Source organism: Bradyrhizobium sp. UFLA03-84, assembly GCF_002289535.1.
Classification (GTDB): Bacteria; Pseudomonadota; Alphaproteobacteria; order Rhizobiales; family Xanthobacteraceae; genus Bradyrhizobium; species Bradyrhizobium viridifuturi.
Genome location: NZ_NSJY01000005.1, coordinates 182,776 through 204,658, shown reverse-complemented (window position 1 = coordinate 204,658; position 21,883 = coordinate 182,776). Strand labels below are relative to the sequence as shown.

The following is a 21,883-nucleotide window of genomic DNA, read 5'->3' as shown; positions in this document are numbered from 1 at the left end:
CGCCGCAGGGGGAACGCCAGGAGGATGAATATGACGATCGCTGGTCTGGTCGAGGAAAGTCGTGGTGAAGACGCCGGCCGGATGCGCCTCGTGGTGGTCGCGGCGTCGCTCGGAACGGTCTTTGAGTGGTATGACTTCTTCCTCTACGGCAGCCTTGCCGTCTTCTTCAGCGCCTTGTTTTTTCCGCCGGGCAATGAGACCGCAGCCTTTCTGGCCAGCCTCGCGACATTCGGCGCGGGCTTCGCGGTGCGGCCTCTCGGCGCGTTGGTGTTCGGAGCGCTGGGCGACCGCATCGGACGCAAGCGTTCCTTTCTGATCACGATGGTGATCATGGGTCTTGCGACCCTGATTGTTGGTCTGCTTCCGACCTATGAACAAGTCGGGCTATGGGCGCCGATCCTCCTGGTGACCTCGCGACTGGCGCAGGGCCTTGCGGTGGGCGGTGAATATGGCGGTGCCGCAACCTATGTGGCGGAGCATGCACCTGCCGTCTCGCGCGGCTATGCCACCAGCTGGCTGCAGACCACGGCGACGATCGGCTTCCTGATGTCGCTTGTCGTGATCCTCGCCTGCCGGGTCACGCTCGGCGACGACGCGTTCAGGATGTGGGGCTGGCGGCTTCCGTTCCTGACGTCGATCGTCCTGCTCCTCGTCTCGCTCTACATCCGGCTCAAACTCGAGGAATCGCCGATCTTCGAACGGATGAAATCGCAGGGGCGCATTTCCCGTGCGCCGATCAAGGATAGCTTTGCCGACCGCAATAATCTCAAGCGCGTGTTGATCACGCTGTTCGGCATCACCACAGGCATGACGGTGATCTGGTACACGTCGCAGTTTTATGCGCTGTTCTTCATGCAGGCTGTGCTCCAGGTCGACTACAAGACGAGCTACGCCATCTTTGCGATCGGATTGACCGTCGGCATGCCCCTGATCGTGATATTCGGAGCGCTGTCCGATCGCATTGGCCGCAAACCGGTGATGGTCGCGGGAATGCTGCTGGGCGCGGTGACCCTTGTCCCTGCTTTCCATGCGCTCGCCGATTTCACCAATCCGGGCCTGGTGGCCTTCTCTCGACAAAATCCAATCACCATCGCTGGCGACGGCTGCACCTTCTCGCTGTTCGCCAAGCCGGTGTCGGACTGCGATCGGGCGCGCAATTTCTTCAGCCGCAACGGCCTGTCATATGTTTCCGTGCCGGGCACCGGTGTCGTCACCACCGTCGGAGACACGCAGCTGATCGGCTTCGACGAGGCGACTTACAAGAAGGCGCTCGATGAGGCCGGATTCAGGGCTGTACCTGCGGCCATCAATTTGGCCGGCGCGGTTGCGGTCGTGGTCTGGCTCTCGGCGTTGATCGGGATGGTGTATGGCCCGATGGCCGCCTTCCTGGTGGAGATGTTCCCGGCCAGCATTCGCACGACGTCGCTATCCCTGCCGTATCATCTCGGCGTTGGCATTCTCGGCGGCTTCCTGCCGTTCGCAGCCTCGGCGCTTGTCATCTACCAGGGAAACATTTTCGCCGGGCTCTGGTATCCGGTCAGCATTGCGCTCGCCACCGCAGTCGTTGGCCTGATCTTCCTGCCGGAAACCAAGGATCGCACGATCGATTAGGAGATGTCGCCCTCGGGCAATTTGCGTCGACACGCATCGCGTCCCCTCTCCCATGAGGGGAGGGCGACGCGACATCCGCAATCGAGGCCAGTTTGGCCTGATCGTTATGGGACGGTTTGGGGGCTGTTGCCGCGGATGGAGACCCCTTATCCGGCGCGGATTTCATCCGCGCCACCTTCTCTCACAAGGAGAGAAGGGGCCGCGGTTGATCAGAGCTGTCCGAGCAGCGTGTCGCCGCCGGAGACTTCGACCTTGCCCGGAGCCGGCTCCTTGTTGAGCTTCTTCACCACGCCGTCCTCGACCAGCATCGAGTAGCGGTGGGAGCGGATGCCGAGGCCGTTGCCGGAGGCGTCGAGCTCCATGCCGATCGCCTTGGCGAAGTCGGCATTGCCGTCGGCCAAAAAGACCGCCTCGTCGCGCTGGTCGGTGTCGCGCTTCCAGGCGTTCATCACGAAGGCGTCGTTGACCGAGACGATCGCGATGGTGTCGACGCCCTTGTTCTTCATGGCGTAGGCGTTGAGGAAGATGCTCGGCAGATGCATCTTGTGGCAGGTGCCGGTGTAGGCGCCGGGCACCGCGAACAGGGCGACCTTCTTGCCCTTGAAAATGTCGTCGGTGGTTTTGACCTGCGGCCCCTCGGCGGTCATCACGCGAAACTTGGTTTCCGGCAGCTTGTCGCCAACATTGATCGTCATCGGTGTTCTCCCTCGGTGAAGCTGACCTGTCTTAGACCCGGCGCTCGGACGGCACAATACGAGCTACAGCGAGAACGGCAATGCGGGAGCGCAGTCACCGTTCCGTCATCAGCCGGAAAACCCGCCAGCGTCGAGGAAAGCCTGCTCCTCGACCGTGGTCTGCCGGCCCAGCACGCGATTCCGGTGCGGGAAGCGGCCGAACCGGCGGATGATGTCGGCGTGGTCCTCGGCGTATTTCAGGTTGTCGGGATGGCAGTCATATTGCCTGAACAGCGCCACGCAGCGCTGCTGGTCGTCGAGGCCCTCGGAATGCTCGAACGGCAGATAGAGGAATTCGCGCAGCAGCGGGTCGGTCCGCGCATCGACGCCGCGGTCGATGGCGCGGCTTGCCACCTCACGCGCCAGCGCATCGCTCGAGAAGGTCTTGGCGTCGCCGCGAAACAGGTTTCGCGGAAACTGGTCGAGCACGATGGTCAGCGCCAGCGCGCCCTCGTCGCTCGCCTCCCATGACGACAGTTCACCGGCTGCCGCCTTCTGCCAGGTGGCGAGGAAGCGGCTGCGGATCTCGGCATCGAAGGCGTCGTTGCGTGTGTACCAGCGGTCACGGCCGGCGTCCTGCCAAAAGGCGAGCACGTCGGCCGGCGTCGCAATGCGCGCGTCAGTCATATCCAGCGTCAGTCCCACTCGCGCTCTAGGCTGCGGCCTTCTTCTCGTCGCGCAATTCGCGACGCAGGATCTTGCCGACATTGGTCTTCGGCAAATCGGTCCTGAACTCGATCTGCTTCGGCACCTTGTAGGCGGTGAGCTGGGTGGCGCTGAACTTGATGATGTCCTCGGCCGTGACGTTCGGGTCCTTCTTGACCACGAAGGCCTTCACCGCCTCGCCGGACTTGGCATCGGGCACGCCGATCACGGCGCATTCCAGTACGCCCGGATGGCTCGCGATCACTTCCTCGATCTCGTTCGGATAGACGTTGAAGCCGGAGACCAGGATCATGTCCTTCTTGCGGTCGACGATCTTGGTGTAGCCCTTCTCGTCCATCACGCCGATGTCGCCGGTGCGGAAATAGCCGTCGGCGGTCATCACGCGCGCGGTCTCGTCGGGCCTGTTCCAGTAGCCTGACATCACCTGCGGACCCTTGGCGCAGATTTCGCCGGCCTCGCCGATCGGCAGTTCATTGCCGTCGTCGTCGCGGATCGAGAGCCAGGTCGACGGGACGGGAAGGCCGATCGTGCCGGAGAACTCCTCGATCGTGGCGGGATTGCACGTCAGGGTCGGCGAGGTCTCCGACAGGCCGTAGCCTTCCGACAACGAGACGCCCGTGACCTTCAACCACTTCTCGGCGACCGGCCGTTGCGTCGCCATGCCGCCGCCATTGGCGATCTTCAGCTTGGAGAAGTCGAGCTTGTCGAAGCCCGGCGTGTTGAGCAGGCCGTTGTAGAGGGTGTTGACCGCCGGGAAGAAGCTGACCTGGTACTTCGACAGTTCCTTGACGAAGCCGGCCATGTCGCGCGGGTTCGGAATCAAGAGGTTGGTGCCGCCGCACCGCATGCCGAGCAGATAGCACGCGGTGAGCGCGAACACGTGATACAGCGGCAGCGCGCAGACGATGACCATCTGCTCGACGATCGGCGGCTTCGCCAGCGCCGGCTGCAGCCAGGCGTCGTTCTGCAGCACGTTGGCCAGGATGTTGCGATGGAGCAGGGTCGCGCCCTTGGAGACGCCGGTGGTGCCGCCGGTGTATTGCAGGAAGGCGACGTCATCGAGCGTCAACTTCGGCTTGTTGAGCTTGGTGGCGCGGCCGGCCGACAGCGCCTCGTTGAATGAAACCGCGCCCGGGATCGACCAGGCCGGCACCATCTTCTTCACCCGGCGCACCACCACATTGACGATCACGCCCTTGAGGCCAAGCAGATCGCCCATGCTGCCGACGATGACATGCTTGACCGAAACGTTGGGCAGCACCTTCTGCACGGTGGTGGCAAAGTTCTCCAACACGACGATCGCTTCGGCGCCGGAATCCTTCAGCTGGTGCTCGAGCTCGCGCGGGGTATAGAGCGGGTTGACGTTGACCACGGCATAGCCGGCGCGCAGCACGGCTGCGGTCGCGATCGGGTATTGCAGCACGTTCGGCATCATCAGTGCGACCCGCGCGCCCTTCTGCAGGCCCTTGCTCTGCAGATAGGCGCCGAGCGCCGACGACATCTCGTCGAGCTCGCGATAGGTGATCGCCTTGTCCATGCAGATGAACGCCTTGCGATCGGCGAACTTCTTGAAGCTCTCTTCCAGCAATTCGACCAGCGAGGCATATTGCGTGACGTCGATATCGGCGGGCACGCCGGCCGGATAATGCTTGAGCCAGATGCGCTCCATAATGGTCTTTCCCTCTCTCAAAATTGGCTGATGTCCCGGATTGTTTCCGGGTTTTTCGACCCTTGGTCGTATTATTCTTGGACGCGGTATTTCAGGCAGTATTGAGCGATGCCGCGGCCAATGGCAAGCCGCTGCGCGCTATCGACGCATTGGGAGGTCAGAGGGGGTTTAGGCGCTGCTAGCCGGCCGGCTTGGCGTCGGCTTTCGGCTTGTCAGCAGATTTGGGCTTCGCAGCAGGCTTTGCCGCCGCCGGCTTGCCGGCAGGCTTCGCGGCGGCCGGCTTGTCCGGCTTCGCAGCTGCGGCATCCGGCTTGGCGTTGGCGTGACGCACCGGCTTTGCGGCCGGCTTGCCATCGGATTTGGCGGCGCTCTTGGCGTCGCCCTTCGCGTCGTCGGCCGCATCGGGCTTCTTGCCCGCGACGCGGGTGTGCTTGCCCTTGCCGCGCTTGACCGGCTGCAGCTTCTCGGTGTCGGCCTCGACCGCGGCGATCAGCGCAGCGCCGGTCTTGGTCGGTCCGGTGTAGACCACGACCGGCTCGGACGCCGCCGCCGGCTGCGCCAGCATGTCGGCCGGCTTGATCGGCATCGCGGCCTGCAGGCCCGAGGCGAAGAAGCTGACGCCGCTGTCGCCATTGGTGCTCGCGCCGGCGCTGGCGACGGTGTCCTCTCCGTCCTCGTCGCTGGCCGGCCGCTTGTGCTTGGCGCCGCACATCTCCTCGCGCAGGTTCGGCGGCGTGGAATCGATCGGCACCAGATTGTCGACGGTGCCGAGCGAGGGCCGCAGCCATGCCAGCCCGTTATTGGCAAAGCCGCGATCCAGGAGCTGCGCGGCGCGGATCGCGCGCATGCGGCCCGAGGAGGCGCCCAGCACCACGGCGATCAGCCGCTTGCCGTCGCGCGTCGCCGACGCCACCAGGTTGTAGCCGGAGGCGCAGATGAAGCCGGTCTTGAAGCCGTCGGCGCCGGGATAGCGGCCGATCAGCTTGTTGAAGTTCTGGGTGATGCGGCGGCCGAAGCGGATCGAGGGGATGTGGACGAAATACTCGTATTCCGGCAGGTCGCGGATGATGGCGCGGGCGAGGATCGCCATGTCGCGCGCCGAGGTGATCTGGCCGTCGGCCGGCAGGCCGTTCGGGTTGACGTAGCTGGTCTGCGTCATGCCGAGCTTCCGCGCGGTCTGGTTCATCTCGCCGGCAAAGCCGTCGATCGAGCCGCCGATGCCTTCGGCCAGCACCACGGCCATGTCGTTGGCCGACTTCACCAGCATCATCTTCAGCGCGTTGTCGACGGTGACCTGGGTGCCGGGCCGGAAGCCCATCTTCGAGGGCGACTGCGACGCGGCGGTCGGTGACACCGTGAGCAGCGTGTCGAGCGAGACGCGGCCGTCCTTGACCGCCTTCAGCGTCACATAGGCCGTCATCAGCTTGCTGAGCGAAGCCGGATACCACGGCATCGTCGCATTGTCGGCCTGCAGCACCTTCCCGGTATCGGCCTCGACAACCAGCAGCGCCTCGGCGTGCGCGACCTGCGGCGTTGCGATGGCGAGCATCGCGACGGCCAGAATCCATTTCAACGACGGGCGCAGCGGGCGAGGAAAATGCACGAGTCCGGTTCCGGTCCTTTGAGACCCGCCTTCGAAAAAGGAGGTCTTGCGATGTGACGTACGGGTTTCAAGCGTGTCCGGCGCCGCGTTGCGGCGATGCAAACCCTATACCGGCTTGCCAATAGAGAACAGAGGCCGGCGGATTATATCGTGGACGAAATCGGCTGAATTTCGGCAGCCGCCTCAATTGGAAAGGGGAGGATTATGGTGCCTCGATGCCGGCGCGCGCCTGTTCCTGGACCATGAACTGGGCGCGCGCGAGTTCGGCAAAACGCCCGCCTTTTGCCACCAGTTCATCGAAAGTTCCGCTTTCGATCACCCGTCCCTGGTCGAACAGCAGGATACGGGTGGCGTGGCGGATGGTGGAGAGGCGGTGCGCGATCACGAAGGTGGTGCGGCCCTTCATCACTTCGTCGAGAGCAGCGTTCACCTTGGCCTCGGTGACGGCATCGAGCGCGCTGGTCGCCTCGTCGAGGATCAGGATCGGCGGATCCTTGAGCAGCGCACGCGCGATCGACAATCGCTGGCGCTCGCCGCCGGACAGCATGCGGCCGCGTTCGCCGGCATGGGTATCGAATTTCTTCTCGCTGCGCTCGATGAAATCCAGCGCCTGGGCACGGGCCGCGGCGGCGCGCAGCTCCTCATCGGTCGCGTCCGGTTTGCCGACGCGCAGGTTCTCAGCGAGCGAACGGTTGAACAGCAGCGCCTCCTGGAACACCACGCCGATGTTCCGCCGCAGCGCCGTCAGCTTCATCGCGCGGATGTCCATACCGTCGATCTCGATGATGCCGGATTGCGGATCGAACGCGCGATGCAACAGCGCGATCGCGGTGGACTTGCCCGCGCCGGTCGAGCCGACCAGCGCGATGGTCTGGCCCGGCAGTGCGGTGAAGCTGAGATCCTCGATCGCCGGCCGCTTGCCGTCATAGGAGAACGACACGTCGTTGAACTCGACCAGGCCGGACAGCCGTCCGGGGTCGATCGCGCCGGGCCGGTCGCGCACCGCCGGCACCGCGTCGAGCACGTCGAAGAATTCCTGCAGCCGCGGCGCTTCCATGAACACGTTGTTGATGAAGCTCACCACCTGCTCGAGCTTCTGGATCAGCATGGTGGCGAAGGAGACGAACATCACGATCTCGCCGACCGTGGTGAGGTCCTGGTTGTGCAGCGCGATGCCGACGGTGAAGATCGCGAGCACCGTGATGGTGGTCGACGCGCGCGTGATCACGGTGACCAACGCCCACCACGACAGCACCGGCATCTGCACCGCGAGCAGCTTGTCGGCGACGTAGCGCAGGCCCTGCACCTCGGAATCGATCCGCACGAAGCTCTGCACCAGCGCGACGTTGCCGAGCGCGTCGGAGGCGCGCGCCGAGAGGTCGCTGTAATAGGCTTCGACCTCGCTCTGCATGCCGTAGGTCTTGCGCACCACCATCGTGGTCAGCACGGTGAACACGACGCAGAGCACGAACAGCAGGATCGCCAGCCGCCAGTTGATGTAGAGCGCGAGCGGCAGCAGCACGACCAGCGACATGATCGCGGCGAAATGCTCGCGGAAGAAGCCGAGCCAGAGCCGCCACAGCGCGTCGGTGCCGTTCAGCATCACCTTCATCAGCCGTCCGGAATGGGTGCCGGAATGGAAGGTCAGCGGCAGCTGCAGGATGTGCTCGAAATAGCCGGTCAGCACCGCCTGGCGCTGGCGGTGCGCCAGCCGGTCCGCCTGCAACGCGACGATCGCGCTGCAGCCGATCGTGAACAGGCCGAATGCCGCCCAGGCCACTAGCAGCGGCCATGCCGAATTCGTCGCGAACAGCCCGGTGACCGGCCGCCCCGACAGCACGTCGACGATCTTGCCGAACAGCACCGGCTCGGCGAATTGCGCGCCGGCGAGCAGCATGTTGGCGACAGCGAGGATCCAGCCGAGCCGCGCCTCCTTGCCGAGCAGTTCGAGGACGCGGGTATAGAGGCGGAGCATGGACATGCCGGGGGGACTCTCGAACGATGGGCGCCCGGTCAGGCGGGATGTAATTTAATCAGGGTTCGCGATGCAGGGCCAGCGGTGACAGCGCGTCATGCTCAGGGTGACGGGTTGAATCGCCGTACAACATATCAAGTGTCGTCCCTACGAAAGCAGGGACCCATAACCACAGAATTCAATTGTCGAAGAAGGTTGCGGCCCCAGCGCCGCGTAACAATGATCCTCGGTGGTTATGGGTCCCTGCTTTCGCAGGGACGACACCAAATGCTTGGTGCCGCGCGTCAATCTTGCTCTCACATGGCCTTCAATTCACCAGCCGGCCGTCGATCGGCGGCAGGAATTGGTCGTCGAAGATGTCGGCGGCGTGCGGCCGCTTCTGGAATTTGAAGTCTTCGGCGAGCTGGTCGACCGAGCGCTCGAAGCGCTCCCGCTCGATGCCGCCGAGGCCGTTGCGCTTCACCTCGCCGGTCAGGACGTTGTCGCGGATGATGGCGGTGAGCCGCTCGAGCTCCAGATCGCGCGAGCCGCCGTCCATCCGGCTCACCACCTCGCCTGCGGCGCGCGCCGGGTCCTTGACCGCGAGATTGGTGCCGCCGACCGCCGCGCGCACGAAGCCTTTCACTGCGTCCGGCTTGGCCGCGGCAAGGCGCGGGCTGACGATCACGGCAAAGCCGTAGGCCTCGCAGCCATAGTCGGCGAAGCGGAGCACCGCAAGATCGTCGGCAGGCACGCCGCGATCGCGCAGATTGATCGCCGAGAGATAGGAGAAGCCGGTCACGGCATCGACCTGGCCTGCGGAGAGCATCGGCTCGCGCACCGCAGCGCTGATCGTGTTCTGCTTCACGCTTCCCTGCTTGATGCCGTTCTGCTTGGCGACCGCGGGCCACAGCCGGATCGAGAGATCGCCTTCGGCGACGCCGAGGTTCTTGCCCTCCATATCCGCCAGTGCCTTGATGCCGCGGCTCTTGCGGGCAATGATCGCATAGGGCGCCTGGTTGAACAGCACGAACACCGCCTTGACCGGGGCTGCGCCAGGCTTGTCGCGAAAGCGGATCAGCGAGTTGATGTCGACGAGCGCGAAGTCGCTCGAGCCGTCGGCGACGCGCGCGATTGCGTCCGCCGAACTGGTGGCAATGTTGGTGCCGACGTTGAGGCCCTCGGCGCCGAACAGGCCGCCGACCGACGCCATCACGAATGGTGCTGCGGCAGCGTCAAGCGGACGGTCGAGCGTGAACTGGACGGTGAGCGGCTGCGGCTGGTCGCCGGCGTGCGACGGCGTCAGCGCCGGCCACGCGCCGCCCGAGAGGCCGGTCATGCCGGCCAGTATCCAGCGGAGAACGGTGGTCCGACTTACCTGCATCATGACATCCGGGAGGCGAGACAAAGTGCCGCGCCGGCTGCGCGCCGTGTTCACAACATCGAATGCGCCAAGGCAACGGCCATTTCAAGCTGCAAATTCAGGCGTTATTTGCAGGCATTCTGCCTCGGGCAAGGTGAACGGCCGATGACTGCCTCGATTTCACCTTGGGTTGTTCAGCTTGCATTCGGTTTCGGGAACCTAATTTGAGGAGAGTGGTTAGCTCACCAAGGCCCGACGGGCCGGCTTCCACAAAGGATGACTGCAATGTTTGCGCGAAAAGGTGTTTTTTCGTCTGTTGGCCGCGCAGCCACATTGGCAACGGTTGCCGCGGTGGCGTTGACGGCCGTTGAGCCGACGATGGCGTTCGCAGGCTCCGCTCCGGCGGGCAAGGCAACCGCAGTGACCACATCACACGGCACGAGCGGCGCGACCGACATCAGCGCGCGCCGTCGCTACTATGGCGGTGGTGGCGCGGCCGCTGCGGCTGCGTTCGCCGGCATCGTCGGCACCGGTCTTGCGATCGCCGCGGCCCAGAGCCGCCGCGACTACTACGACTCCTATGGTTACTACGGCGGCCCCGGCTATTACGGCGGTCCCGCCTATTATGGCGGTGGCCCGGTCTATTACGGCGGCGGACCGTATTATGGTTATCACGGCTATTACGGGCGCCGCTCGACACTGCCCTATACGCCGTACTGACCCTCATCATCGGTTCTCGAAACTGTCACAAACATCCAATCCACCGGCCGCGGGGCCGGTGGATTTTTTGTTGTCGGTCCGGCCGTTAACACGCTGGCGACGCGTTTCGATTAGGCTCGAAGGATGAGTGATTCGATCGAACGGCTTTACCGGGCGGTGATCGCGGCGAGGGATCTTGATCCAGCGACGTCGCGCACGGCACGGCTGTTCCAGCGCGGGCCGGCCAAGATGGCCAAGAAGCTCGCCGAGGAAGCGGTCGAGGTCGTGATCGACGCCGTCAGCGGCAAGCCGGATGCCGTCGTCCGCGAGAGCGCGGACCTGCTCTACAATCTCACGGTGCTCTGGGCTTCGGCCGGCGTGAAGCCGGACGATGTCTGGCGCGAGATGGAGCGGCGCGAACGGCTGCTCGGGATCGCCGAGAAGCTGCCGAAGTCACCGGTCAAGGTCCCCAAGGGCCTGTCCAAGACCGCGCCGGTCCCGGTGGTGCGACGTCGAATTGTCGCGCTGGAGAACCGGCTGCGCAAACGGCAGCCGTAAATCAACCAAATTCGGCCCATCCCCGGCATGGACAAATCCGCTCCATGATGGTTCATCGCGCCCATGTTGAAACGGATTTATGACTGGTGCGTCGAGGCGGCCGACAAGCCCTACGCACTCTGGATTCTCGCGGCCGTCGCCTTCGCCGAGAGCTCGTTCTTCCCGATCCCTCCCGACATCATGCTGCTGCCGATGTCGCTGGCGCGGCCAAAGCGGGCGTGGTGGTTCGCGACGGTCTGCACCATCGCGTCGGTTGCCGGCGGCGTGCTCGGCTATGCGATCGGCGCGCTGCTCTACGACTCGCTCGGGCAGTGGCTGATCCATCTCTACGGCCTCGAGGACAAGGTCGACGCATTCCGCGCTTCCTACGCCCAGTATGGCGCGTTGATTATCCTGGCGAAGGGGATCACGCCGATCCCCTTCAAACTGGTGACGATCACCTCGGGTTTTGCCGGCTACAACATCTGGCTGTTCATCCTGTGCTCGATCATTACGCGCGGCGGCCGCTTCTTCATCGTGGCGGTGCTGCTCAACCGCTACGGCGATGTCATCCGCGCCGAGCTCGAGAAGCGGCTCGGCCTGTGGGTCGCGCTCGGCGCGATCGTGCTGGTGCTGGGCTTCGTCGTCGCATTCAAGCTGATCTGACCAAAGTTCAAGCTGCTCGCGTCTTTGCCCGAGGGCAGCTTCGGACTACCCTTGCTGCGATGGCTGATGGAAGCGACCACCGGTGAACCTCGTGCGGCTCAATCCCGCCAAGGCGCGCGTCGCAATGGCAGGCCTTGCGCTGTCGATGGCGCTGCCTGCGATCGAGGGCGGGTGGGCGCAGACTGCGTCGCCCTCGCTCGGCGTGCAGTCGCCGGCGCAGCAGCCTATTGAGTCTCAGCAGCAGATCGAGTTGCCGCCGACGCCGGTCGAGCGCGAGAATCCCGGACTGATCAACGAAATCGGAAAGCTGTTCGAGAAGTCGAAGTCGGCGCTGCCACAGCTGAAGAGCCCCAGCGAGACCTTCAACGACCTGTCGAACCTGGCGCGCCCCTCGACCATGGTGACCGGGCGCGCCGTCTGCGCGGTGGCCGCGAACGGGGCGCCCGACTGCAAGAGCGGCGCCGACCGGCTATGCCAGAGCAAGGGGTTCAAGGAAGGCAAGGGCATCGATATCGACACGTCGGAGAAATGTTCGCCGCTGGTCTATTTGCCGGGCCACAAGCGCGGCCCGAACGACTGCAGGACGGAAAATTTCGTGACACGGGCGGTCTGCCAATAGCAGCGGCGAAGCTTGCGCCTGGGATGCCAGATGCGGCCGGAAAATACGCTCCTTAGATGAGGTTTTGTCATCCTTTTTGCAGCGCCATAACGCAATACTTGACACTGGAAAGATTGCCTTGTTGGTATGACGGTCAGCATTCGAGACCAACCAATCGATCAAATTGAGGATCCGCCGCCAATGTCCATGCCTGCTCTGTTCAAGGGCCGCCTGTCTCTTCCCGTGATCGGGGCACCGCTGTTCATCATCTCCGTGCCCGACCTCGTCATCGCCCAGTGCAAGGCCGGCGTGGTCGGCTCGTTTCCGGCGCTGAATGCGCGGCCGCCGGAACTGCTCGACGAATGGCTGTACCGGATCAAGGAAGAGCTCGCGGCTTATGACAAGGCGCATCCGGAGCGGCCGTCGGCGCCGTTCGCGGTGAACCAGATCGTGCACAAGTCGAACAACCGGCTCGATCACGACATGGCGCTTTGCGAGAAGCACAAGGTGCCCATGATCATCTCCTCGCTCGGCGCGCGTGAGGAGCTCAACCAGGCCGTCCACGGCTGGGGCGGCATCGTGTTCCACGACGTGATCAATCAGAAGTTCGCGCACAAGGCGATCGAGAAGGGTGCCGACGGCCTGATCCTGGTCGCGGCCGGTGCCGGCGGCCATGCCGGCACGCTGTCGCCGTTCCCGTTCGTGTCGGAGACGCGGCAGTGGTTCGACGGGCCGATCGCGCTGTCGGGCACCATCGCCAACGGCCGCGCCATTCGCGCCGCGCGCATCATCGGCGCCGACTTCGCCTATATCGGCTCCGCCTTCATTGCGACCAAGGAGGCGAATGCGGTCGAGGGCTACAAGAGCATGATCACCAATTCGTCCGCCGAGGACATCGTCTACTCCAATCTGTTCACCGGCGTGCACGGCAACTATTTGAAGCCGTCGATCGTTGCGGCCGGCATGGATCCGGAAAACCTGCCGACATCAGATCCCTCGAAGATGAGCTTCGGCACCGATGCGTCCGGCGAGCGCGCCAAGCCGAAAGCCTGGAAGGAGATCTGGGGCTCCGGCCAGGGCGTCGGCAGCATCTCCAAGGTGGTGCCGGCGGCCGAGTTGATTGGCCGTTTCAAGAAGGAATACGACGAAGCGGTCGATCCGGCGCTTGGCTAAAGCGCGGTGATCAGGATGAACCACCGCGCTTCAGCTTTCTGTTTGAGCATGGTCTCTTCGGAAAACCGCTCCACACTCTTCCGGATCATGCTCTAATGGAGCCGATCTTTCGCGTTGACGGCGACCGCGTCGTCACCAGTCCCGACGCCGCGGGTCCCTGGGATCCGCGGATGCAGCACGGCTCTGCGCCGGCGGCGCTGGTGGTATGGGCTGCCGAAGCCATTCCGACGCCGGTGCCGATGCGGGTCGCGCGGGTCACGATCGATCTGATGCGTCCGGTACCGGTGGCGCCGCTGACGGTCTCGAGCGAAATCCTGCGCGACGGCCGCAAGATCCAGCTCTGCGGCGTCAGGCTGCTCGCCGATGGCGTCCTCGTCGTCTCGGCCACCGTGCTGAAGATCAAGCAGCAGGCGGCCGAGCTGCCGCCCGACATCGCAGCGCTTCCGGTCGATCTGCCCGGCCCCGACGAAAGCATGGTCGAGCCGGGTAATCTTGCGAACAGCCCGTTCGTCAAATGCATCTCGATGCGGGCCGCGCGCGGCCGCTTCGGCGTGAAGGGCCCGGGCGCGATCTGGTTCCGTGTCGATCGACCGCTGATCGCGGGGGCTGCCGTCTCGCAGGCGATGCGCGCCGTGGTCGCCTCCGACTTCTCCAACGGCACCTCGCCGGCGCTCGATTTCGACCAATGGACCTTCATCAACGCCGATCTCACCGTGAGCCTGGCGCGCGAGCCGGTCGGCGACTGGGTCCTGCTCGACGGCGAGTCCTGGATCGGGCCTGACGGCGCCGGGCTTGCGATGTCGCGGCTCGCCGACGTGCGGGGCTATTTCGGCCGGGCGGTGCAGAGCCTGGTGATCGAACCGCGCTAGCCAGCACTGCGCTGCTCCAACCTTCCCTTGAAAAGGGGAGGTCGCTTCGCGCGTCCGAGCAACGCGGGTGGCGGTCTGCGCCCTCCGCATACAGCATCGCCTGCGGCTGACCCGATCCGGCCCTTCCCCTTTTCAGCTCGGGCGCGGCGGTACTAGATGATTTCGGAATATTAGAAATATATCCCTGATTTGCCTGACGCGTCAAGTTGTCGTGTCGAAGCGCGGCAGCCCACCGGCTCCTTTGCATGGGGTTGTTTTCGATATTTTGAGGCGTGGCTGCCCCTTGGGCAAAAATTAACTCATGCCGCGGGAACGGTTGGCGGCACGAGCGAGTTTCGCTCCCGTTAGGGGGCCCCATGACGCGTATCGATCCCGCCGCCGGCACCGTGGCCATGGCCACCCGGCGGCCTTGTGTTGTGCCGGCCGCTGCCGACCCCCGGCCGTCGCGGGGACCTTCGCGATGAAACCCGGCCCGTCCTCGGAACGCGCGGTCATCCTTGCCGCGAGCGAGCGGGACGCCGTCAGGACTGCCCATCTGATCAAGGAGGCCGGCTACTACGCCAATATCTGCGGCGACATCGCCGAGCTCGAGCGCCAGGTCGCAAGCGGCGCCGGCCTTGCCATCATCGCGGACGAGGCGATCGGGACCGCGGATCTCGCCGGCCTGACGCGCTGGCTGAACGAGCAGCCGTCATGGTCGGACTTCCCGATCGTGCTGATGAGCGAGGGCGGCGGGCCCGAGCGCAGCCCGGAAGCGGCGCGGCTCGGCCGCGCGCTCGGCAATGTGACCTTCATCGAGCGCCCGTTCCATCCGACCACGCTGGTGAGCCTGGTCGCGGCGGCGGTGCGAGGTCGCCGCCGCCAATACCAGACCCGCGCGATTCTCGAAGACCTCACCGAGAGCGAAAGCCTGCTGCAGACGGCGCTCGATGCCGGCCATCTCGGCGCGCTCGAACTGCACGTACCGGGCTTCGAGCTGGAGGCCTCCGCGACCTGCAAGCGCTTCTTCGGGCGCGCCGCGGACCTGCCGTTCACCTATCAGGACCTGCTCGACGCGGTTCATCCCGACGACCGCGCGCGGCGACAGGAGGTCGTCGAGCACACGCTCAAGACCGGCGCCGACTACAAGATCGAGTATCGCAACATCTGGCCCGACGGCAGCCAGCACTGGGTCGACGTGCGTGCCCGCGCGGTGCGCCGGCCCGACGGCAGCATCCGGTCGCTGGTCGGGGTCTGCTCCGACATCACCGCGCGCAAGACCGCGGAGATCGAGCGCGAGGCGCTGCTGGCGCAGCTCGCCGCCGAGCGTTCCGCGCTTGCCGAGCTCACCGCGACGCTGGAGCAGCGGGTCGAGCAGCGCACCGCCGATTTGATGAGGGAGGTCGCCGCGCGCGAGCGGGCGCAGGAGCAGCTCCGCCATGCGCAGAAGCTGGAGGCGATCGGCCAGCTCACCGGCGGCGTCGCGCACGACTTCAACAATCTCCTGATGGCGGTGATGGGCAATCTCGACCTGCTGCGCAAGCGGATGCCGGAGGACCCGCGGCTGCAGCGGCTGGTCGACGGCGCGCTGCAGGGCGCCGAGCGCGGCGCCTCGCTGACGCAGCGGCTGCTGGCATTCGCGCGGCAGCAGGATCTGCGCGCGGTGCCGGTCGATCTCGGTGCGCTGGTGCGTGACATGAGTGAATTGCTCGAGCGCTCGCTCGGACCGCGCATCGTGCTGCGGCTCGACATTCCCGACGGATTGCCGCTGGCCTGCGTCGATACCAACCAGCTCGAGCTCGCGGTGCTCAACCTTGCGATCAATGCACGCGATGCGATGCCGGATGGCGGCGCGATCGAGATCCGCCTCGCGGCCTGGCAGGCCAAGAATGAGCAGACCAAGAACGAGCAGATCGGGAACGAGCAGACCAAGAGCGATCCGGCGCTGCATCCGGGCAACTACCTGAAACTGTCGGTGATCGACAGCGGCACCGGCATGACGCCGGAGGTGTTGAAGCGGGCGATCGAGCCGTTCTTCTCGTCGAAGCCGGTGGGCAAGGGCACCGGGCTCGGCCTGTCGATGGTGCATGGGCTCGCGGTGCAGCTCGGCGGCGCGTTGCAGCTGTCGAGCGCGGTCGGCGAGGGCACCACGGCGGTGCTGGTGCTGCCGGTCGCAACTGCCGCGCCGGAAGCCGCAAGTCCCGTACCCGTGGCGCAGCCGGTCAAGCGCTCTGCGGTGATCCTGCTGGTCGACGACGATCCGCTGATCGCGATGTCGACCATGGAGATGCTGGAGGACCTCGGCCATCGCGTGATCGGCGCCAATTCGGGGCCGCACGCGCTCGATATCCTCAGGAGCGATCAGGAGATCGACCTGATGATGACCGATCATGTGATGCCCGGCATGACCGGCATCGAGCTCGCCGCGGCCTCGCGTGAGGTGCGGCCGCAGCTCGTCGTCCTGCTCGCCACCGGCTATGCCGAACTGCCCGACGGCACCCACGTCGACCTGCCGCGGCTGGCCAAGCCCTACCACCAGGATCAGCTGCGCGAGCGGCTCGACCAGCTATTGGGCCGGGGAGCGGCGAGCGACCTGCGTGTTGCCGCCGAGGACGCTGGCCCACTGATTCTCCCCCCGCCACCCTGAAGAGTGGCGCTCGGGTGGCGGCTCGAAGGGCAACGGCTCCGGTCTTCGCCGCGTGGCTGACAATGTCGGAAATGTGATCAGCGCGCGCCGGCGACGCGGGAAGGGTGAGCGCGCCGCCGGTGTTTCTCACACCGTTCGAACACGTATTGGCCATAGGTCGTTGCAGAATGCCGCGCACCACACAGGAGCTGATCGATGAAGATGTCCACCCGGCTCGCGATGTCTGCGGTTCTGACCGGCATGGCCATGCAGGCTTCGGCAAACGATCTGCAGTCGAGCCGACGGTCGGTCTCGTATCACACGGTGGACGTCCAGGGCGTCAACGTCTTCTATCGCGAAGCGGGTCCGGCCGACGCACCTGTCGTGCTGCTGCTCCACGGCTTTCCATCCTCATCGCGGATGTGGGAGCCGATACTGCCGCTTCTCGCCGATAAATATCATCTGATCGCCCCCGATTATCCGGGATTCGGCAACAGCAGCGCGCCGGCTCCGTCCGGTTTCGAATACAGCTTCGACAATCTCGCGCGCGTGACGAACGAGTTCACGACGAAGCTCGGCCTCACCAACTATGTGCTGTTCATGCAGGACTATGGCGGGCCCGTCGGCTTCCGCCTGGCGCTCGCGCATCCTGAACGGGTCCGCGCCATCATTATCCAGAATGCGGTCGCGCACGAACCGGGCTTGAGTCCGCTTTGGGAGGCGCGCCGGAAATTCTGGGCGGATCCGGTGCACGAGATCGACAAGCTCAAGGCCAATTTCACGTCGTTCGAGGCAACGCGCCAGCGTCATGTCGGGACGAGCCCGCATCCCGAACGTTACGACCCGGATCTGTGGGTCGACGAATCCGCGTTTCTGTCCCGCCCGGGCCAGGCCGATATCCAGACCACGCTGTTCCTGGATTACCGCACCAACGTTGCCTCCTACCCGCAATGGCAGAAATGGCTTCGCGAGACGCAGCCGCGAACCCTCGTGGTCTGGGGCAGATACGATCCGTCGTTTACCGTCGCCGGTGCCACCGCCTATGCCGCCGACGTTCCGGCAGCCGAGGTCCACATCCTGGACGCGGGACATTTCGCGCTTGACGAAGCGACCGATGAGATCGCGATACTGGTGCGCGACTTCCTTGCCCGGCTCGACCAGCGCAAGGAATGACGCCGAATATGGCGCGGCCCACATTGGGCCGGGCCAGGACGAACGTGGGAACGGCGCCAAGCCTTTCGCTGCGATACCTCACCCCACCATGCGGTCGCGGCCGGTCCAGAAGCCTGCCTTCAGCACCTTCTTGTCGACCTTGCCGACGCCGGTCATCGGCAGCTCCTTGACGAACTGGATCTGCTTCGGCGCATGCGCCGAGCCCTTTTTCGCCTTGACGAGGCCGATCAGCTCGTCGGCATTGGGCGAAGTGCCCTCGCGTGCCACTACGACGGCGGTGACCGCCTCGCCCCATTTGTCGTCGGGCACGCCGACGACGGCGACCATCGCGACGTCGGCGTGCTGCGACAGCACGTCCTCGACTTCGCGCGGGAAGATGTTGAAGCCGCCGGACACGATCATGTCCTTCTTGCGGTCTAGGATGAACATATAGCCGCGCTCGTCCTTGCGCGCGATGTCGCCGGTGTGCAGCCAGCCGCTCTTCAGCGTCTCCGCCGTGATGTCGGGCCGCTTCCAGTATTCGGCCATCACATGCGTGGCGCGCACGCAGATCTCGCCGGCCTCGCCGGTCGCGACCTCCTGATCGTCCTGATCGAGGATCTTCACCTGGCAGGCGGTGATCGGGAAGCCGCAGGACAGGAACAGCTCCGGCGTCTTCGGATCGTGGTCGGCCTTGCGCAGCACCGAAACCGGATAGCATTCGGTCTGGCCATAGAGCTGCGAGAACACCGGGCCGATCCGCTCGATGCCTTCGACCAGCCGGCTCGGCGACATCGCGGACGCCCCGTACAGCAACAGCTCGAGCGAGGAGAGGTCGGTCTTGGGCAGCGCGGGATGATCCAGCATCACGTAGATCATGGTCGGCACGAACAGCGTGAAGTTGATCTTCTCGCGCTCGATGGTCTTGAACACCGCCTCCGGATCGAACCCCTTCAGCATGTGCACGGTGCCGCCGCGCATCAATGTCGGCAGCACTTTTGTCCCCGCGACGTGGCTGATGGGGGCCACGGTGAGGTAGCGCGGCGTCTCCGGGATTTCGAAGTCGGCGAGGATGGCGGCGGCGAAGCCGCCATATTCGCGGTGATAGCGCAACGCGCCCTTGGATTTGCCGGTCGTGCCGCCGGTGTAGTTCAGGGTCGAGATGTCGTCCTCGCGCGCGAAGTTTTTCGCGCTCGCGCTGCCGGCGTCTTCGACCGTCTGCAAGAGGTCGGCGCCGTAATCCGCCGGGCCGAGCGTGAACACGGTCTTCAGCCCCGGCGCTTTTGCCGCGAGCTCGCCACCGCGGTCGCGAAACGTGATGCCGTCGACGATCAGCATCTGCGCCTCGGAGTCCTCGAGCTGGAACAGCTGGTCGTCGAGCGAGCCGAGCGGATGCAGCCAGGTGATCGCGAGCCGCGACAATTGCGCGGCGACGCCGGCGCACCAGCTGTCGGCGCGGTTGGCGGTAAGGAAGGCGACGCGAGTGCCCGGCGCAAAGCCGAGCCGCATGAACACGCCCTGCATCCGCCCGATCAGGTCGGTCGCGCCCTGATAGCTGAGCGAGCCGCCCGGCCATGCGAAGGCGGTGCGCGACGGATAGCGCGCCAGCGCCCGCAAGGTCTGCTCGCAGACCGCCGGAAATGCATAGAGCGGATTGCTCATCTCGTGGTCTCCTCCCGCTTTGTCTTTGGCTTCTCGCGTGCCAATGTTGGCGCAACGCTAACACAATGATGATGGGAAGAAACAACTTGTCCGCAGATCTTCTCGCGCGCTTTCGCGATCGTCTCCGGTTGCCGCTGATCGCGGCGCCGATGTTTCTGGTGTCGGGCGTCGAACTGGTGGTAGCCGCCTGCCGCAACGGCGTGATCGGCTCATTTCCGACGGTGAATTGCCGTGAGACGGAACAGCTGGATGCATGGCTCGGCGAAATTGACAACCGCGTGCAAGCGCATGCCGATGCGAGCGGGAGGGCGACCGCGCCGATCTGTCCGAACCTGATCGTGCACCGCTCCAACACGCGGCTACAGCAGGACCTCGTCGTGCTGCTGCGGCACAAGCCCGAGCTCGTGATCACCTCGGTCGGCTCGCCCGCGCCGGTGCTTGGCCCCCTGCACGATGCCGGCGCGCTGGTGTTCGCCGATGTCGCTTCGATCCGCCATGCCGAGCGCGCGGTCGCGGCCGGCGCCGACGGGCTCGTGCTGCTCACTGCCGGCGCCGGCGGGCAGACCGGCTGGCTCAATCCGTTCGTGTTCGTCCGCGCGGTGCGCGCATTCTTCGACGGCCCGATCGTGCTGGCCGGCGGCATCAGCGATGGCCATGCGCTGCGCGCCGCGGAAGCGCTCGGGTGCGATCTCGCCTATATGGGCACCAAGTTCATCGCGACGCGCGAGAGCATGGCGGACAACAGGTACAAGCAGATGCTGGTCGAGGCGACCGCCGACGACATCCTGCTCACGACCGCGTTCACCGGCTTGCAGACCAACATGCTGCGGCCCTCGATCGAAGCCGCAGGTCTCGATCCCGACGACCTGCCGGCCCGCGGCGCGATCGACATCGGCAAGGACATCGACATCGGCGCCCGCGAAAGCCGCCCCAAGCGCTGGCGCGACATCTGGAGCGGCGGTCATTCCACGTCGGGGGTGACCGGGGTGCTCGCGGTCGACGAACTCGTGGCGCGGACGATCGCGGAGTACGAGGCGGCGAGCGCGCGGGTGCGGCTCGGCTGAGCCATCGCGAACGGCGGCCGCTTAGCCGCCAAAACCCGCCTGTCTGCTTAACTCGGCATTAACCATGCCAGTCCCAACTATGCGCCAGGGATGGTCCGCCAATACGGCTGGGCCGCCCGGCAGTTGTGGGAATGCGACATGGCTTTTGAGGCGCTCTCCAAGACCCCGGCATCGCTCAACGAGCTCCGGACCCGGGTGTTTTATGCCCTGCAGCGGCATCCGCTGTGCCGTCAGGTCGAATTCGACATCGTCAGCACGCCGCGCACCCGCCGGACCAACTGGACGGTCAGCCTGCACGCGGTCCAGCCTGGCGCCCTCTGGACGGCGCACGAGATCGTTGCCGACATCCAGGAAGCCTATGAGCTTGACGCCGCGGCCTGATTTTTCGGGCCGTTTCGGGACGATTTCACCTATTTGGCGCGGTCATGGCACGCTAACGCCGCATTTGCCGCGCAGTTTGCGGTGACACCGGCCGGGAATGGAGTAGTTTTTGACCAGAGCCATCACCCTCGCCGCGCTGACATGCCTCCTCCTCGCCGGCGCCGCGATCACAGCCATTTTGGGCCGTGACAGCCTGCCGGCAGCGCAGGCCGACGTCGGCCCGGTCGCCAATCGCGCCAGCAAGCAGGACAAGCTCGCGGTCACGACGCTTGCCGCCGCCTCCTTTGAAGCGCCGCAGCCGGCCGAGCCCCCCGCCAATCCGTCGCCGCTCCTGCTGCGGGCGCAAGCCGCGATCCCGGGCGCGACCGACACGGTACGCCAGGCCTATGCGTCCGCCGAGCCCGCCGACATCGGCCTGCCGAAGCTCAATGACCCCGTCGACGCGGCCCAGCCGCAGATCGCCGAGCCCGCTCCAGCCCCTGCGCCGGCCCCCCTCGCACCGCCGAAGCCCAAGGCTGCCGCCAAGCCGGCGCCGCAGAAGACCTACGCCTTGCTCAGCGATGCCCAGATCGCCGGCATCAAGGACCGGCTCAAGCTGTCGTCGTCGCAGGAATACTACTGGCCGGCGGTCGAGACCGCGTTGCGCGCCGTCGCCCGCAAGATCCACGCCAAGCGCCAGGGCGATCCCGCTGCCGGCACCATGCCGATCGATCCGGATTCCGAGGAAGTGCAGCAGCTGAAGTCGGCGGCGATGCCGCTGCTGTTCCAACTCCGCGAAGACCAGAAGAACGAGGTTCGCTCGCTGGCGCGCCTGATCGGCCTCGAACGCGTTGCGTCGATGATCTGAGCGCAGGAGCGGTCGACCCGAACCCTGCGG

At 65.3% G+C, this 21,883-nt stretch carries 19 protein-coding genes; 12 read left to right on the top strand and 7 right to left on the bottom strand.

The window, feature by feature from the left end; genetic code table 11:
• Positions 1 to 30 precede the first annotated feature (30 nt).
• Complete coding sequence (locus CK489_RS03720; protein WP_198960824.1) at positions 31 to 1,611, top strand: MFS transporter; 1,581 nt, start codon at positions 31 to 33, stop codon at positions 1,609 to 1,611.
• Positions 1,612 to 1,820: 209 nt separating this feature from the next.
• Here the strand turns inward: CK489_RS03720 and CK489_RS03715 are convergent, their stop codons facing one another.
• The 6 genes from CK489_RS03715 to CK489_RS03690 all read right to left on the bottom strand — a co-directional run bounded on the left by CK489_RS03715 (position 1,821) and on the right by CK489_RS03690 (position 9,576).
• Complete coding sequence (locus tag CK489_RS03715; protein ID WP_024579081.1) at positions 1,821 to 2,306, bottom strand: peroxiredoxin; 486 nt, start codon at positions 2,304 to 2,306, stop codon at positions 1,821 to 1,823.
• A 108-nt stretch (positions 2,307 to 2,414) separates the two neighbouring features.
• The gene (locus CK489_RS03710) at positions 2,415 to 2,972 is read right to left on the bottom strand and encodes a DUF924 family protein (protein WP_095731891.1); all 558 of its coding nucleotides are present in this window, start codon (positions 2,970 to 2,972) and stop codon (positions 2,415 to 2,417) included.
• Positions 2,973 to 2,997: 25 nt separating this feature from the next.
• Positions 2,998 to 4,680 (bottom strand): long-chain fatty acid--CoA ligase, encoded by a 1,683-nt coding sequence (locus CK489_RS03705; RefSeq protein WP_095731349.1) that lies wholly within the window; start codon positions 4,678 to 4,680, stop codon positions 2,998 to 3,000.
• A 178-nt stretch (positions 4,681 to 4,858) separates the two neighbouring features.
• A complete protein-coding gene (locus CK489_RS03700; protein ID WP_095731348.1) occupies positions 4,859 to 6,283 on the bottom strand; it encodes a D-alanyl-D-alanine carboxypeptidase family protein in 1,425 nt (474 codons plus the stop codon).
• Positions 6,284 to 6,485: 202 nt separating this feature from the next.
• Positions 6,486 to 8,264, bottom strand: coding sequence for a glucan ABC transporter ATP-binding protein/ permease (locus CK489_RS03695; protein WP_095731347.1), 1,779 nt, complete (start codon positions 8,262 to 8,264; stop codon positions 6,486 to 6,488).
• A gap of 301 nt (positions 8,265 to 8,565) precedes the next feature.
• Positions 8,566 to 9,576 carry an ABC transporter substrate-binding protein gene (locus CK489_RS03690; protein ID WP_245350245.1) on the bottom strand — a complete coding sequence of 337 codons (1,011 nt, stop codon included), beginning with the start codon at positions 9,574 to 9,576 and terminating at the stop codon, positions 8,566 to 8,568.
• Between the two features lie 309 nt (positions 9,577 to 9,885).
• Between CK489_RS03690 and CK489_RS03685 the strand changes: the two genes are divergently transcribed.
• The 8 genes from CK489_RS03685 (at position 9,886) to CK489_RS03650 (ending at position 17,920) form a co-directional block, all read left to right on the top strand.
• Positions 9,886 to 10,320, top strand: coding sequence for a hypothetical protein (locus tag CK489_RS03685; protein ID WP_050629852.1), 435 nt, complete (start codon positions 9,886 to 9,888; stop codon positions 10,318 to 10,320).
• Positions 10,321 to 10,443: 123 nt separating this feature from the next.
• Positions 10,444 to 10,857 carry a phosphoribosyl-ATP diphosphatase gene (gene hisE, locus CK489_RS03680; RefSeq protein WP_095731345.1) on the top strand — a complete coding sequence of 138 codons (414 nt, stop codon included), beginning with the start codon at positions 10,444 to 10,446 and terminating at the stop codon, positions 10,855 to 10,857.
• A 63-nt stretch (positions 10,858 to 10,920) separates the two neighbouring features.
• Positions 10,921 to 11,502, top strand: a complete 582-nt coding sequence (locus tag CK489_RS03675) for a YqaA family protein (RefSeq protein WP_095731344.1) — start codon at positions 10,921 to 10,923, stop codon at positions 11,500 to 11,502.
• Between the two features lie 124 nt (positions 11,503 to 11,626).
• Positions 11,627 to 12,121, top strand: a complete 495-nt coding sequence (locus CK489_RS03670; RefSeq protein WP_198960861.1) for a hypothetical protein — start codon at positions 11,627 to 11,629, stop codon at positions 12,119 to 12,121.
• Positions 12,122 to 12,301: 180 nt separating this feature from the next.
• A complete protein-coding gene (locus CK489_RS03665; protein ID WP_095731342.1) occupies positions 12,302 to 13,273 on the top strand; it encodes an NAD(P)H-dependent flavin oxidoreductase in 972 nt (323 codons plus the stop codon).
• A 95-nt stretch (positions 13,274 to 13,368) separates the two neighbouring features.
• Positions 13,369 to 14,142 carry a thioesterase family protein gene (locus CK489_RS03660; protein WP_095731341.1) on the top strand — a complete coding sequence of 258 codons (774 nt, stop codon included), beginning with the start codon at positions 13,369 to 13,371 and terminating at the stop codon, positions 14,140 to 14,142.
• 460 nt (positions 14,143 to 14,602) lie between these two features.
• Positions 14,603 to 16,768 carry a hybrid sensor histidine kinase/response regulator gene (locus CK489_RS03655; RefSeq protein ID WP_245350244.1) on the top strand — a complete coding sequence of 722 codons (2,166 nt, stop codon included), beginning with the start codon at positions 14,603 to 14,605 and terminating at the stop codon, positions 16,766 to 16,768.
• A 201-nt stretch (positions 16,769 to 16,969) separates the two neighbouring features.
• Entirely contained in the window at positions 16,970 to 17,920 is a 951-nt protein-coding gene (locus CK489_RS03650) for an alpha/beta fold hydrolase (RefSeq protein WP_095731890.1), read from the top strand.
• 78 nt (positions 17,921 to 17,998) lie between these two features.
• Here CK489_RS03650 and CK489_RS03645 read toward each other — a convergent pair whose 3' ends face one another.
• Positions 17,999 to 19,561 (bottom strand): AMP-binding protein, encoded by a 1,563-nt coding sequence (locus CK489_RS03645; RefSeq protein WP_050629858.1) that lies wholly within the window; start codon positions 19,559 to 19,561, stop codon positions 17,999 to 18,001.
• Between the two features lie 65 nt (positions 19,562 to 19,626).
• On the opposite strand from CK489_RS03645, the gene CK489_RS03640 reads away from it, so the two are divergent.
• The 3 genes from CK489_RS03640 (at position 19,627) to CK489_RS03630 (ending at position 21,853) form a co-directional block, all read left to right on the top strand.
• On the top strand, positions 19,627 to 20,625 hold the full coding sequence (locus tag CK489_RS03640; RefSeq protein ID WP_502694101.1) for an NAD(P)H-dependent flavin oxidoreductase: 999 nt from the start codon (positions 19,627 to 19,629) through the stop codon (positions 20,623 to 20,625).
• Positions 20,626 to 20,763: 138 nt separating this feature from the next.
• Positions 20,764 to 21,006: a hypothetical protein gene (locus CK489_RS03635; protein ID WP_050629915.1), complete on the top strand. Its 243-nt coding sequence runs from the start codon at positions 20,764 to 20,766 to the stop codon at positions 21,004 to 21,006.
• A 109-nt stretch (positions 21,007 to 21,115) separates the two neighbouring features.
• A complete protein-coding gene (locus CK489_RS03630) occupies positions 21,116 to 21,853 on the top strand; it encodes a hypothetical protein (RefSeq protein WP_095731340.1) in 738 nt (245 codons plus the stop codon).
• Positions 21,854 to 21,883 lie beyond the last annotated feature (30 nt).

Excerpts from the sequence above, each read along its gene's own strand:
- CK489_RS03720 (WP_198960824.1), top strand. The coding sequence starts at position 31 with ATGACGATCGCTGGTCTGGTCGAGGAAAGTCGTGGTGAAGACGCCGGC.
- CK489_RS03715 (WP_024579081.1), bottom strand. The coding sequence starts at position 2,306 with ATGACGATCAATGTTGGCGACAAGCTGCCGGAAACCAAGTTTCGCGTG.
- CK489_RS03710 (WP_095731891.1), bottom strand. The coding sequence starts at position 2,972 with ATGACTGACGCGCGCATTGCGACGCCGGCCGACGTGCTCGCCTTTTGG.
- CK489_RS03705 (WP_095731349.1), bottom strand. The coding sequence starts at position 4,680 with ATGGAGCGCATCTGGCTCAAGCATTATCCGGCCGGCGTGCCCGCCGAT.
- CK489_RS03695 (WP_095731347.1), bottom strand. The coding sequence starts at position 8,264 with ATGTCCATGCTCCGCCTCTATACCCGCGTCCTCGAACTGCTCGGCAAG.
- CK489_RS03690 (WP_245350245.1), bottom strand. The coding sequence starts at position 9,576 with ATGACCGGCCTCTCGGGCGGCGCGTGGCCGGCGCTGACGCCGTCGCAC.
- CK489_RS03685 (WP_050629852.1), top strand. The coding sequence starts at position 9,886 with ATGTTTGCGCGAAAAGGTGTTTTTTCGTCTGTTGGCCGCGCAGCCACA.
- hisE (WP_095731345.1), top strand. The coding sequence starts at position 10,444 with ATGAGTGATTCGATCGAACGGCTTTACCGGGCGGTGATCGCGGCGAGG.
- CK489_RS03675 (WP_095731344.1), top strand. The coding sequence starts at position 10,921 with ATGTTGAAACGGATTTATGACTGGTGCGTCGAGGCGGCCGACAAGCCC.
- CK489_RS03670 (WP_198960861.1), top strand. The coding sequence starts at position 11,627 with ATGGCAGGCCTTGCGCTGTCGATGGCGCTGCCTGCGATCGAGGGCGGG.
- CK489_RS03665 (WP_095731342.1), top strand. The coding sequence starts at position 12,302 with ATGTCCATGCCTGCTCTGTTCAAGGGCCGCCTGTCTCTTCCCGTGATC.
- CK489_RS03660 (WP_095731341.1), top strand. The coding sequence starts at position 13,369 with ATGGAGCCGATCTTTCGCGTTGACGGCGACCGCGTCGTCACCAGTCCC.
- CK489_RS03655 (WP_245350244.1), top strand. The coding sequence starts at position 14,603 with ATGAAACCCGGCCCGTCCTCGGAACGCGCGGTCATCCTTGCCGCGAGC.
- CK489_RS03650 (WP_095731890.1), top strand. The coding sequence starts at position 16,970 with ATGTCCACCCGGCTCGCGATGTCTGCGGTTCTGACCGGCATGGCCATG.
- CK489_RS03645 (WP_050629858.1), bottom strand. The coding sequence starts at position 19,561 with ATGAGCAATCCGCTCTATGCATTTCCGGCGGTCTGCGAGCAGACCTTG.
- CK489_RS03640 (WP_502694101.1), top strand. The coding sequence starts at position 19,627 with ATGATGATGGGAAGAAACAACTTGTCCGCAGATCTTCTCGCGCGCTTT.
- CK489_RS03635 (WP_050629915.1), top strand. The coding sequence starts at position 20,764 with ATGGCTTTTGAGGCGCTCTCCAAGACCCCGGCATCGCTCAACGAGCTC.